17 protein-coding genes are annotated in these 12,085 nt (G+C 55.8%); all 17 read right to left on the bottom strand.

All coding sequences use genetic code 11. The annotated features are described in order from the left end of the window. A partial coding sequence (locus HW447_RS17205; RefSeq protein WP_176256262.1) for a relaxase/mobilization nuclease domain-containing protein occupies positions 1 to 355 on the bottom strand: 355 nt, incomplete at its 3' end. A gap of 118 nt (positions 356 to 473) precedes the next feature. Further along, complete coding sequence (locus HW447_RS17200) at positions 474 to 1,409, bottom strand: HEPN domain-containing protein (RefSeq protein WP_176256261.1); 936 nt, start codon at positions 1,407 to 1,409, stop codon at positions 474 to 476. Between the two features lie 115 nt (positions 1,410 to 1,524). After that, a complete protein-coding gene (locus HW447_RS17195; RefSeq protein ID WP_176256260.1) occupies positions 1,525 to 1,818 on the bottom strand; it encodes a CD1845 family protein in 294 nt (97 codons plus the stop codon). Between the two features lie 161 nt (positions 1,819 to 1,979). Continuing rightward, positions 1,980 to 2,327: a plasmid mobilization protein gene (locus HW447_RS17190; protein ID WP_176256259.1), complete on the bottom strand. Its 348-nt coding sequence runs from the start codon at positions 2,325 to 2,327 to the stop codon at positions 1,980 to 1,982. After that, positions 2,324 to 2,488: a hypothetical protein gene (locus tag HW447_RS17185; RefSeq protein ID WP_176256258.1), complete on the bottom strand. Its 165-nt coding sequence runs from the start codon at positions 2,486 to 2,488 to the stop codon at positions 2,324 to 2,326. The genes HW447_RS17190 and HW447_RS17185 overlap by 4 nt, the downstream gene beginning before the upstream one ends. Positions 2,489 to 2,500: 12 nt before the next feature. Then, the gene (locus HW447_RS17180) at positions 2,501 to 3,088 is read right to left on the bottom strand and encodes a defense against restriction DarA-related protein (protein ID WP_243176336.1); all 588 of its coding nucleotides are present in this window, start codon (positions 3,086 to 3,088) and stop codon (positions 2,501 to 2,503) included. Positions 3,089 to 3,272: 184 nt separating this feature from the next. Continuing rightward, positions 3,273 to 3,641 carry a cysteine-rich VLP domain-containing protein gene (locus HW447_RS17175; RefSeq protein WP_087385717.1) on the bottom strand — a complete coding sequence of 123 codons (369 nt, stop codon included), beginning with the start codon at positions 3,639 to 3,641 and terminating at the stop codon, positions 3,273 to 3,275. Between the two features lie 4 nt (positions 3,642 to 3,645). Further along, a complete protein-coding gene (locus tag HW447_RS17170; protein ID WP_002587884.1) occupies positions 3,646 to 3,822 on the bottom strand; it encodes a hypothetical protein in 177 nt (58 codons plus the stop codon). Continuing rightward, entirely contained in the window at positions 3,819 to 4,604 is a 786-nt protein-coding gene (locus HW447_RS17165; RefSeq protein WP_176256257.1) for a DUF4366 domain-containing protein, read from the bottom strand. The genes HW447_RS17170 and HW447_RS17165 overlap by 4 nt, the downstream gene beginning before the upstream one ends. Positions 4,605 to 4,606: 2 nt before the next feature. Next, complete coding sequence (locus tag HW447_RS17160; RefSeq protein ID WP_057571047.1) at positions 4,607 to 4,861, bottom strand: DUF4315 family protein; 255 nt, start codon at positions 4,859 to 4,861, stop codon at positions 4,607 to 4,609. 13 nt (positions 4,862 to 4,874) lie between these two features. After that, positions 4,875 to 6,581 (bottom strand): C40 family peptidase, encoded by a 1,707-nt coding sequence (locus tag HW447_RS17155; RefSeq protein WP_176256256.1) that lies wholly within the window; start codon positions 6,579 to 6,581, stop codon positions 4,875 to 4,877. Next, positions 6,562 to 8,925, bottom strand: coding sequence for a VirB4-like conjugal transfer ATPase, CD1110 family (locus HW447_RS17150; RefSeq protein ID WP_176256255.1), 2,364 nt, complete (start codon positions 8,923 to 8,925; stop codon positions 6,562 to 6,564). Before HW447_RS17150 ends, HW447_RS17155 begins: the two co-directional genes overlap by 20 nt. After that, on the bottom strand, positions 8,879 to 9,268 hold the full coding sequence (locus HW447_RS17145) for a PrgI family protein (RefSeq protein WP_032741782.1): 390 nt from the start codon (positions 9,266 to 9,268) through the stop codon (positions 8,879 to 8,881). Before HW447_RS17145 ends, HW447_RS17150 begins: the two co-directional genes overlap by 47 nt. Next, on the bottom strand, positions 9,256 to 9,849 hold the full coding sequence (locus tag HW447_RS17140; RefSeq protein WP_330589250.1) for an MT-A70 family methyltransferase: 594 nt from the start codon (positions 9,847 to 9,849) through the stop codon (positions 9,256 to 9,258). The genes HW447_RS17145 and HW447_RS17140 overlap by 13 nt, the downstream gene beginning before the upstream one ends. Before the next feature lie 2 nt (positions 9,850 to 9,851). Then, positions 9,852 to 10,646, bottom strand: a complete 795-nt coding sequence (locus HW447_RS17135) for a DNA-methyltransferase (RefSeq protein ID WP_176256254.1) — start codon at positions 10,644 to 10,646, stop codon at positions 9,852 to 9,854. After that, the gene (locus tag HW447_RS17130; RefSeq protein ID WP_176256253.1) at positions 10,636 to 11,199 is read right to left on the bottom strand and encodes a septation protein SpoVG family protein; all 564 of its coding nucleotides are present in this window, start codon (positions 11,197 to 11,199) and stop codon (positions 10,636 to 10,638) included. Before HW447_RS17130 ends, HW447_RS17135 begins: the two co-directional genes overlap by 11 nt. A gap of 17 nt (positions 11,200 to 11,216) precedes the next feature. Beyond that, positions 11,217 to 12,083: a VirB6/TrbL-like conjugal transfer protein, CD1112 family gene (locus tag HW447_RS17125; RefSeq protein WP_176256252.1), complete on the bottom strand. Its 867-nt coding sequence runs from the start codon at positions 12,081 to 12,083 to the stop codon at positions 11,217 to 11,219. Between the last annotated feature and the right edge of the window lie 2 nt (positions 12,084 to 12,085).

Raw genomic sequence — 12,085 nt, 5'->3', positions numbered from 1 at the left:
TAAAATTATGGAACTTCCGGGAGCAGTCAAAAGCCGTTGAATTAAAATAAATGTGATTGTGGAGGTGGCCCTTGTCTGTGTGGGTGCAGACAAAAAACTGATACTTTCCCTTCGTCCAGCGCATGGCTGTTTCATAGCCGATCTGGTTGGACTCCTCCGCTGTCACTTCGCCGGGCGGAAACGCCTGCCGGATCTGAAAGAACAGGGCCCCGCGCTCCACAGCCCGGCCCGTTTCCGCCTGGTACTGGCTTTTCGTCAGAAGAAACTCAGCGGGGGCCGATGACGGATCGCAGAGGTAGGCAGACACAGCTCCTATCTTTTTCGGATTGAGCCCATAGGCAAACCGATCCTCCATCGTCTGAACAGCCGTTTTCCCCGCCGCTACTTTGTAGGGCCGGATATAGGTTGTAGCGATAGCCGCTCCTCCTTTCTAAAAAAGATGGCGGCTGTGCTCCAGCCGCCAAACAATTTTGTCAAGATAATCTTGCGAGGAAATTCTTCAAAACATCATTCCAAGTATCCAATCTTGAAACGCTTCTAATTAAACTCTCCTTATAATATATTTCAGCTATGTCTAAAACTTCAAACAAAATTCTTCGGTACAGTAAGCTCAATTTCAGTATGTAGAGAACAGACTCCGTACCATTGAGGAATACCCCTTTTTGTTCACGCTTGATGTGCATTATTCTAACTCTGCTGTTAACTATTGCGGATAAAAAGCGGTCATAATCACCGCTTAATTCGCTATTGAAAATATCTACTCCATATTTTGTGACTAACGCATCTAAGCAATTTTTTAATGATGTACCACGGGAGCCTGGAGTAAGTGAAGAAAAAAACTTAGTGTGTACTTTTATAATTTCAATAAGAGGTTCTGCTAATTCAATCAAAAAAGCACATTTAACATCCACTGTTATTTTGCTATTGCTCAAAGAGTAAAGATACATTTGGTGTACTATATCCAGTTCGACAAGTAATTGTTCCCATTTGTAAAATAACTCCGCTGTGAGAATGGTATCAAATTCCAATAGCTTATCGACTTTGTAATTACAGAAATCGGCCGATGAAAAATATGACAACCTCCCTTTGATTAAATTGTTTTGGAAAGAGGTCAACTGCTTTTCATCAGCAGTATCAGACTCAGACAGTTTTAGCTCCGATAAGTGAATAAATACCCCATCTAAAAGCATCAAGAGCCTTTCAATGCGTGTAAGTATTGCGTATAAGCCAGAAGCTGATGCATCCTTATCTGATGTTATCACAATTATTCTAACACCACATTGTTCAATTTTTATATGGAATTTCTGATCACCTATTGTATCAAACTCAACTATATGAGGCCCACCAAGTAACAATCTATCATCTTGAAAAACCGCTGTTAAAGATCTGCATTTTACAATCTGCTCCATTTTCTATCTCCTTAAACTGGCCCAATAACATTAAGAAACCGAATGTGTTTTTCTAAAATATATCATGCTAAAGTTATTTAGTCCATAACACTTCGGGACAAATTGTCCCAAAGCGTCATCCCGCAATAAATATCTTTAACAAGTAGTTGAGATCATCCAGCCTGCAGACCAGCCAATCGGCTGCGGCGGGCAGCCCGAAAGGGGAAAGCAGAAAAGCAAGCACCAGCCCGGTGATCCCCCATTGTGGATTGCTCTGAATGAACAGCTCGAACAGGCCGCACATTGCAAGGATAAGGGACAGGATGCCAAGCACCCAGGACGCAAGGGAAACGCTGAAATTGAGGATTGCGACAATCAGCGTAAGAGCCAGCACAGCAGGAGCCGCGATGATTTTCAGAATGATCCGCATAGCTTGATACCTCCTTATTTTTGTTGACGGTTTACCCCTATATAATCATTATACCTCTGTCCCGGAGGGACAACAAGGATGCCTACGGCTTTCAGCACCTTGGGACAAAGTGTCCCGAAGTAGTGAAAACCGGGGAACGGCAAAACCGCTCCCCGGCAGGACTAACGCTCCACAATCGCAGACAGCTTTTTCAAAAGATCGGACAAGGGCCCCCACAGCATTTCATAGTCCCGTTGCAGCCCTTTGATCTCCTCGGGATAAATGCCGCCGTAGGTGTTGGCCTGGATCGCCACCTGGTTTAGGTTGTTGGAGCACCGCCGCTGGAGCGACACCAGCTCCCGGACGGGGGACAGGTCAACATGGAGCACATAGCCGTTTAGGGCCATTTTCCGCATATAGGCTCCCATGTTGCGGATGCCCGCCTCGGCCATGCGCTCCCGTATGAGTGCCTGTTCCTCCTCCGACACCATTACATGGAGATGGATCGGGCGGCGGCGTTTCTTTGTCATCGTTCCTCCCGTTCCAGACTGCGGCTGGCCCGGGGCGGCTCCTTTACCTTGTCCAAAGGCTTTTTCCGTTCCGGGAGCTTTTTGGGGATCGGGGCGTGAAATTCCCGGTACAGCCGCAGGGCCTCCTGGTCGGCAAGTTCCTGTTCCCGCTTTTTCTCCATAACACAGACCTCCTATCTATCGTCCCGGCTGGGGCTTTTCTTTTCCGGCGCATCCGTGGCCCGCTGTTTGAGGGCCTTGCGTCCGGCCTCCTTCATCTGCTGGGCAATCGGCGGCTTCTTTTCCGCACCACGCCCCGGCACAGGTTCACGGCCTTTTGGATTGTCATGGGCGGGCCGCAGTTCATAATCGGCCATCTGCTTTTCTGTCAGCGGGTGGAGATACCAAAGCTCGCCCCATGCCCGGAATGACTCGCCCTCCACAGGCTGGCGGGTGTTGTAGTTGAGATGAGCCACAGGCAAGTTGTCCTTCGGACGGGGATAGGTAGCTATATCCACGGGCCGCTGGGTAGAGTAATACTTGAAAAAATCCGGGCCGGAGGTTTCCAGCCGGGAAACGCCATATTGCTTTTCATAGCTGAACACACGGCGGTTATAGTCCCCGATGGCCTCACATTCCCCGTTGAAGTAATGGCCCCAATAGTAATCCCTTTTCCCGTCCTCCTGGGTAAACTGCCAGGTCACAAATGGATTAGGGGCCTTGAAATTTTCCCCCAGCGCAAAGCCCCGGCCATTGTCAAACAAAACAGACTGCCGGATCACATAGCCTTGATTGCTTTCCAGAGTAGCACCTCCTTAAAAAGCGGGCACTTCGGGACAAATTGTCCCAAAGTCCCACAGCATAAATGTTGACAGCATCCGGGCCGAAACGGGGCAGGCCATACTCTGATACGGCCCGCCCCGTTTCGGCCCCGGAAAGCCTTGATACAAGCGGATTTTGATGGGCCTAATTGTCAACACCCCAGCCCCGCTTTTTCCGCATATATTCCCTCTGCTGGCGGCGGTGGGCTTTCTTTGCACAGGCCGCCGAGCAGTACGCCTGCCGACGATCCGGGGGAACGGGCCCGCCGCAGACCGGGCAGACCTTAAAATCCGGCCTGGGCCCCTCGGTCAAGAGAGCCGCCTCCAGCGCCGGATCAAGGGGCAGGACGGCCTCCCGGAAATAGCGGCAGTATGCGCCTGTCCAGCATTTCCCCAGCATATAGCACTCACAGTCCAGCGGCAGGCACCCGCACTCCCGGTCATAGTTGGCGCACCACTTTACCACAAGGGAGCGGATGGCCGCCTTCTCCTCCCGGGTAAGTTCGCGGGACATGGCCTCACCTCCCGCCAGCCGGGGCTTTCAAAAGTTCCCGGTAGCAGGACACACAGCCGATGCCCCGCCAGTAGGGACACCCGGAGCAACGGGAGCCCCTGGGCGGCTTCGGCGTGGCCGGAGCCTGGGGACGGGGCTTCTGCTTCATCATTGTTTCAAAGGGGCTGTTGGTAAATCTCATTTGTCAGCCTCCTCTCCGTCATCGTCCTCCTCGTCCCAGGGTGGGCCGTCCTCGTCCCCGTAGGGTTCCCCGCCGTCATAGCCATCCAGCTCCCCGCCGTAGTCCTCCTCGGGTTCAGCGGCTTTTTCATGTTTCGGGCGGTAAATCTTAAAGTACCAGCCAGCCCCGCCGCCGATCACCACTACGGCCAGCACCAGCAGAAGCATCCCCATATTGCCGCCCGTTTCCGGCTCGGCCTCCTCCGGGGCGGGTTCCCCGGTTTCCTCCGTTTCCACGGGTTCCGGCTCCACGCCCGCGCACTCGGTCATATTGACAGCGCAGACCGGGCAATCCGTATTGACAGCCCCCGCCGCGCATTTTTCAGAGCAGGAGCAGGCGGCCTGTTCCACCCCGGCAGCCTCCGCCGCAGCCAGCAGATCGGCTTCGTCCGTCATACTCAAAAAGTAGGTTTCATACTGCTCGCCTTCCTCGTCCACGGGCTTGTCATAGTCAATGACAATGTAAAAGGTGTTCCCGCCCGCCGTCTGTACCGTGATAAACTGCTTGTTAGTGTGCTCGTCATAGAGCAGATCGCGGGTAACAAGGTTTCCCTCCTCCGAGAAGCCCTCGCCCTGTTCAATGGTGGGCTCCGGCTCCGGGGCCGTGGTTTCCTCGGTCATGGTGGGATCGCCATAGTTTTCGCCCTCACCGCCGTCTGCATAGGCAAAGGCCGGGACAGCCGAAAAGCCACATAAAAGAACGGCGGCACAGAGCGCCGCCGTCAGAGACTTCCATCGTTTCATATTCAATTTTCCTCCTTCCCGCCAGGTTCAGACTTCGGGACAATTTGTCCCAAAGCCCCATCGCCCTTCAGCTTTTCAAACAGGAGCGGGAGCTCCGCCAGGGGGATGCTCATGCCCCGCACGATGTCCACGATCTCGCTGTTTTCCGCCTCCAGCTTTTTCTGTTCCAATTCTTTCAGACGGGCCTGCTGTTCGCTGATTTTGGCCTTGACCTTATCAATCTCGGCCTGGATTTTCATGCTTTTTGCCGTTGCCATAGATAACCTCCAATCATGGTAAACGCCCGTAGGCGTAGAAATGAGACTGCCAGTAGCTTGTATTTAAGTTTGCGTAACCGATGGGATCTCCACAGTGGAGCATCCGCCCATCACCAACATAAATCCCACAATGGCTCACCCCCGGCGTATCATAAGTGCCCTTGAAAAAGACCAGATCACCGGGTTGCGGATTGCTGGTCGGCGTACAGATGTTATAGAGCCCCTGGGCCCCCAGGCGGCCCACATTCCAGCCGGAGTGATTGATCACCCAGGACACATAGCCCGAGCAGTCAAAGGAAGTGGATGGGCTGGAGCCGCCCCACACATAGGGATAGCCGATGTACTTCTGCGCCTCGGAGAGCATGGCGGCAAAGGTTTCATCGTCCAGATATTCCCTGGGCACTTCGTAGCCGTCCGGCGTTTCCGTGTACTTTCCCACATACTCGGAGCCGGGGAACAGGTCGGGGCGGTTTCCCAGCGTTGCCATATAGATGGCATACCGGGACATCTGATCCTCGCTTAACAGGTAGACAGGCAGATGGGACAGGTTTTTGTTTTCCAGCGTCACATAGCAGATGTAGTAATTGTAGGGGACTTCCACCTCGTAATCGTTGCCCTCGCTGTCGGTGTGGGTTTCCGTCCGGTAGCGCACCTCCACCACCACATCCTCGGTCAGAATGTACTGGCTGTCAAAGAGCGTTTGCAGAGAGCCCTCCACCTGGTCAAGCGTCCACTGGCCCTCATGGAGCGAGCACAACAGAGAAAGAAGCACATAGGGATCATGCTCGATCTCGTCCAGGTCGAAGTGGTACTCGTCATAGTCGTGGGTGCTTTCGTAGCTGTCCAGATAGTCGGAAAGCTCTGCCTCCAAGTCACAGTAAGCGGCTTCGGCCCCCAGCAGATCCCCGTCCTCGCAAGGATAGGTGCTGGCCCCCACCGCGCCGATGGTGCTGTTTCCCAGCGTAACAAGGGAAGAAGAACAGGACTGCATTACCAGCACAAGCAGGACGCAGGCCAGAGCCAGCAGACAGCCCACGGGATGGCGTTTCACAAAACCCACCGCCCGGGCCGCCAGCTTTTCTGTGGTAACAGCCGTTTTCCCGGCGGCCTGGGCCCCGTGTTTGGCGGCCTCCTTTGCCTGCTTTTGATACCGCTTGCGGAGCCGCCGTTTCTGCCAGTAGCGGGACAGGGCATTTTTAGAAAGCTCCGGGTGCTCCTGGGCGGCGGTGTGGAAGTGATAGTCCGCCGTGGCCTTGATATATTTGGACTCGGCCCGCCGGACAGCCTTCGCTGGATGTTCCCGGATTTTCCGTTTCACGAACCGGGAGCCATGCCGCAGGGCAGACTCGCCCACAAGCTCGGAGCGGTGGGCCCCTTCGATGCCCACATTCTCATGCTCGTTTTCGTAAATCTTCCCATGCACAAAGCCGTGGGCGGAGCCGCTGGCCACCCGGCCCACACGCCTCACCGGGCCCGGCTTTTTGGGCGGCTTCTGTTTTGCCAGCTTTTCCTTCGCCCGATCGAGCTTTTCCCCGCGCTTTTCCATGCGGAGTTTGGACGCCGCCGCTTTCTCCTGGTTGCTTTTCTGCCGGAATTTTGACTTTGGGACACTTTGTCCCGAAGTGCCCCCGGCGTTTCCTTCGCCAGCCCCGCCCGAATCGGCGGCCCCAGCCGCCTCCCTGGGTTCGGGGCCCGCGCCGTTATTCGGTTTTCGCTTCATTTTTCACATCCTCCGGGCGGGTGGTCAGCAGGTTATAGATCTCGCCTTTCGGGAACCGATCCACAAAGGGGATGATCACATTCCCATAGAACAGCAGGCCCTCGCCGGAATTGGAGTGGGTGATGTAGGAAAGCTGGTGCTCGGAAATGCCGAGCTGTTTTGCCAAAATCGTCCGGTCACTTTGGGCCTGGGACAGCAGGATCATAAAATCCGTGTTGTCGAGAATGTTCTCAATCTCCCGGCTGGCCAAAAGGTCTTTCACATTCTGCGTAAGTGCGCTGGGGACACATCCTTTTTTGCGGAGCATCTTCCAGACCGCCACGAAATAGCTGGCGGTCAGAGGATCGCGGAGCAGGACATGGAACTCGTCAAAGTAGCACCAGGTCGCCACGCCCTCCCGGAAGTTGGTGTCCACCGCCTGGGAGACAAACTCGTTTGTGATGTGCATGGCAATCTTGCGGAGGTTTTCTCCCATGTTCTTGAGCACGATGCACACCACCCGGCTGTCCGTTTTTACATTGGTGGGATGGTTAAAGAGATTGAGGGAGCCCGTACAGTAGAGCTCCAGGGCGGTTGCCACCCGGCGGGCCTCCGGCTCCGGCTGTTTGAGAAGCTCCTCGTACAAGTCCTGCAACAGCGGCGTTTTTTCCGTGGCAAGCCCCAGGGCCTGCTTCCGGTAGACCAGACGCACACAGCGGTCAACCACCGTCTTTTCGATGGGCTGTAAGCCGTCCTTGCCGCCTACCACCAGCTCGCACAGGGAAAGCAGGAAATCCGCCTTCATGGAGAGCGGGCTTTCCCCGGCGGTCATGTTAAGCTCCACATCCATCGGGTTTAAGTGGTGGGGGCTGTCCGGGGCAATCTCGATCACTTGGCCGCCCAGCCTGCGAACCAGCGGGGCATATTCCCCCATCGGATCAACAATCAAAATCCGATCCTGGGGGATGGCAAGGAACACATTTAAGAGCTCCCTTTTTGCGGCGAAAGATTTTCCAGAGCCGGTAGAGCCGAGATACAGCCCGTTAGCCGACTTCAGCTTTTTGCGGTCAGCCATGATGACATTGTGGGAAAGGGCGTTCATGCCGTAGTAGAGGGCCTGCCCAGCCATCCGCAGCTCCCTTGTCATAAAGGGAATGAAAATCGCCGTGGAGCTGGTAGTCATACCCCGTTTAATCTCCACCTCGTTATAGCCGAGAGCCAGTGAGGACACAAAGCCCTGTTCCTGTTGCCAGTCAAGACGCTTTAAGGAGCAGTTGTATTTCTGCGCGATGCCGCCCACGGTAAACACATCGTTTTCCAGCCGCTGGCGGGTGGGGGCAAAGTTTACCACCGTGAAAGTGAGCAGGAACATCCTCTCGTTGCGGGACTGGAGGTCAGCCAGAAGCTCCGCCGCGTCCTTGCTGAATGTGATAAGGTCGGGCGGCAGGATGTCGGGATCGTACCCGGCCCGCACCGCCTTGCGCTGTTCCTCCACTTTCATTTTTCCGATGTCGGAGATTTTGCCCTTGATGGTCTTAATGGCCTTGAGCTGATCCACCGTCTGAATATGGAGCGTGACCGTCATTTCCGCATCCATCTCCAAAATCTCCGCAAGGAGCTTGTCGGAGAGCTCGGACGCTAAAATCTGCAAGTAGGACACCGCGCCCCAATACTGGCCGATCCGGAATGAGCGGGACTGCCGAAAGTCGAAGCTGTCCGGGGCAATAAAGTCCTTTGTGCCGAGCCCGGTCTGCGGAATGTCCTTCCACGAAAAGCGGAACGGCTCCCGGTTTCCCGGGTGCATCTGGCTATAAAGCAAGGCCAGCCTTGCCCGCCCGTCCATCGGCTCACAGGGAACGCCAAGCCGCTTGAAGTTCCCCATCACATCGGCCTCCACGCGCTCCAGGCGGGGGCGGGCCTCCGCGATTCCTTCGGCGGGTATGCCGAAAGTGATGTATTTAGAGCGTTCAATGCCGTTGTTGCTTTTAGCGATCTGATTTTTCAGCATCCCGGTAAATTCCTCCCGGACGCTGTTAAAATCATCATCCGCCTGGGGGATGTTTACCTTGTAGCGGCTCCTGGAATGGGAACGGCGGTTGATAAAGGAAAGCTGGAACGGCAGAGTGCTGTCAAAGTAGTTGAGGAACGAGCTCCAGCCGCCGAAAATCGCCGTCTGATCCTCGGTGCTTGCCACGGAATAATTGATGTCCTCATATTCCACGGTCTTTGTATAGAGCCCGCCGGGGAGTTTGCACACCCCGTCCGGGTGCATCGCCAGATAGGGGATTGTCTGCTGGACGGACAGGGCCGCCCGGCTATTACCCCTTCCGGGACTGTTTTTGCTTTTTGCCTTTCGCAATCGCATCCTCCTTTCTCACAGCGCCCCGCCCGGTAAACGGGGCGTAAATGTTTTCTGTCTGATAGTGCCGAACCCCGGGCCGCAGGAATTTGGCCCGGATGATGTTATGAACCACTTTTTCAAAGGGGAGCCCGTCTTTTTCATACATCGCCAGCAGGAACGCCGGGAGCATGACCGCCAGCATAAGGAACATAGCCCCGGTATTCCCCAGGGGCTCCCGTGCCAGCAGATAGGACGGGATGCCGATGGCCGCCGCCCCGCCAAAGCAGATGAGCTGGCGCTTTGTCAGATTGAACGCCATCTTCGTTTTGATTTTGGATAAGTCGTTCGGGACATTCACATAGGGCATGGATCAACCTCCTTTCTCACCCTGGGGACTTCGGGACAATTTGTCCCAAAGTCCGGGACGGTGCTTTCCACCTCGTTTCCCCACACATCCCAGCCGGGCGGCGTCTGTCTTGCGAACAGCTCCACCCGGGGTAGATCGCCCATAAGGGCAACAATCTTTTCCCGGGCCTCGTCCGGCTTTTTGCTGTGGGCTTCAATGGGGGAAATGATAAACTGGTGGATATTGGCCGCCTGCCGCTTCGGATGCCCTTTTGTTGCCAGCAGGCAGATCTCCGCATTTCCCCTCGTCCAAAAGCCCAGGCCGTAAAACCAGCTATCAGCCTTCCGGTTTTTCTTCAGCCAGACGAAAGCCACGGACTTATACTGAAAGCCCCACGCCTTAATCAGCCGCAGGGCCTCTGGGAGCTGGGGCAAAGTCGCCCACAAAAAAAGCGCGCTGTCCGGGGCGGCCAGATCCGCCACCGGGAGCGCACATAGCTCGTCAATTCCCATTGTGGGATAATGGTGCTCCGCCGCCCCTTGCAGGCCCTTTTGGGCGTACCGCCACGGGGGATCGGCGTAAATGATAGAATATCGTCCGATAGTTACACTCCTTTCTCCCCGGCCTCCACCGCCGAGCGCGCCACGCGGATGCGCTCACTGGCGGCGGCGTAAAAGGCCGGAGCCGTTTCAAAGCAGACGAAGCGGCGGCCAGCATTGAGGGCAGCAACGGCGGTTGTGCCGGAGCCCGCGCAGATGTCGGCCACCAGCTCGCCGGGCCGGGTGTAGGTCTTGATGAAATACTCGCACAGCTCCACGGGCTTTTGCGTGGGATGGATGCCGCCTGTTACCGTGGGGACAAACAGCACATTTCCCGGATAGCGCCGCCCATCGCTGGACTCGGAGCTTTGCCGCTCGAATTTCCCATAGTTCGGGCTGGTGCCGCTGCGGGCATGGACACGGCTGTACGGCTTGCCGTAAGTAAACTGTGGATTGTAAAGCGGGGCTTTCTGATAGAACACCAAAATATTCTCCGACTTTTTCAGCGGGGCCCGGTTTGCATTGAGAAATCCCGTCCCGCGCTCCTTGTACCAGATCCACTCATAGCGGAGCATGGAGAGGTTGGAGGCCCCCAGCACCTTGTCATAGGGGCATTGAGCAAAGAACAGCACCGCGCCCTCCGGCTTGACCGCCCATTTTACCGCCTCCCATAATTCCGGGAGCGGCAACGGCACATCCCAAAAGTTGCGGGTAGTGCCATAGGGCGGATCGGTCAAGAGCATATCCACCGAATAACGGGGAAGGGAGCGCAGGCCCTCGATGCCATCCATCAGAAACAGCCCCTCCGGGCAGGCCGGGGACTTCGGGACAATTTGTCCCAAAGCCGCCTTATCGGTCATCCCTTGCCTCCTTGCCCTTCGCCGGGGCGGGGCGGGCGGCGTTTTCCTTTCCGGCCTCCTTTGCGGCCTGCGCCATCTGTTCCCGGATTGACGCGGGCCGTACCGCCTCGACCCGGGCCAGCAGCTTTTCCACCGCCTGGTTGTAGCCCTGGGCCGCCGCCCGGTCAAGCTGGGCCTGCAAGTCGCGGTTTGTTACCCGCGCCGTAGTGCGGTAGCCCGTCCTGCTGGTTGGATCGGGCTTGCTGGGAGCGCCCAGGAACACCCCGTTTTTCCCGTCCACCACCTTAAAATCATCCACCACCACGCCCCCGATGTTTACGCTGGCAAAGCCGATCAGCTTGCCCTGGGGCTCAATGGGCCGCACCGTTACCTGGGGCGTAGTGGCCTCCGCCACCGCCTGCTCCACCCGGAGCCGTACCGCCTCATCAATACTGATGCCCTGGTTTTCCGCCAGCTCCGCAATCGGAGCCTCAAACAATAAGCGCCGGAAATCCTCTTGCGCCGTATCCACAGCGGGGGCTCCCCAGCCCGCCGCCTCCTGCGTTTTCGCCATAGTTTAACCTCTCTTTCTCAATGTGCGCCAAAGATACTTTTTGAAATCGTCCCGGTCTTGAACAGCATAAAGCAGAGCAAAACCGTATAGCCCACAGTTCCCCATATCGCGCCGATGGGATCGCCGCTTGTGGCGATCTCCTGAATGAGCACCGCATAGATGCCCACGCACAGCAGGATCAACAGCCCCTGGAAACCGATGGCGAACAGGGACTTCAGATAATTCTGCCCCATGTGCCCCATTTCACGGTTGGACAGGGTAGCCACCGGGATGGGCGCTAAACTGGTCAGCATATATATTTCCAGCATACGGCCATAAATCAGAACAAAGATCACGATATTCAGCGCGGTCATGGTAAAGCCGATAAAGATGGACTGGAGCCACAGGCCCAATAAAGAGCCCAGCCCCATTGTCTCCAGCGTGGCCTCCAAATCCGCCAGCATATCCGGCGAAATGTCCGTGGAGCCCTGGATCACCCCTGCCGAGCTTGCAATTACGCTCTGCGACACATCAAAAATCGCGTTGACGATATTGAATGTGTTGGACAGAATGAGAATGGCCGCCGCCGTCTTGAAAATCCACTTGAAAAACATCCAGGTGTCGATGTCATGCAGATTATTGCGGTCTATCAGCATTTGAATGAGCTCATAGACCGCCACATAGGTTAGGACTAACCCGGCAATCGGTAAAATTACCGTTTCGGAAATCTGGCGGATAAGGGAGAAAACCCCGGCGTTCCATGCCGCCGGGGTTGTTCCCACCTCTCCCGCAATCTCCCCGACTCGGGCGTTTACCGTATCAAACAGGCCGCTCAGATTGCCTAAAATGCCTTCAATGAGCAGGCTTTTGAGCCAGTCGGTCAGCCAGTCGGTGAGAAATCCCATAA

Origin of the sequence: Enterocloster alcoholdehydrogenati, from assembly GCF_013282095.1 — a bacterium.
Classification (GTDB): domain Bacteria; phylum Bacillota; class Clostridia; order Lachnospirales; family Lachnospiraceae; genus Enterocloster; species Enterocloster alcoholdehydrogenati.
Note: the sequence above shows the minus strand (reverse complement) of the source record. Positions and strands in the feature narration are given on the sequence as shown.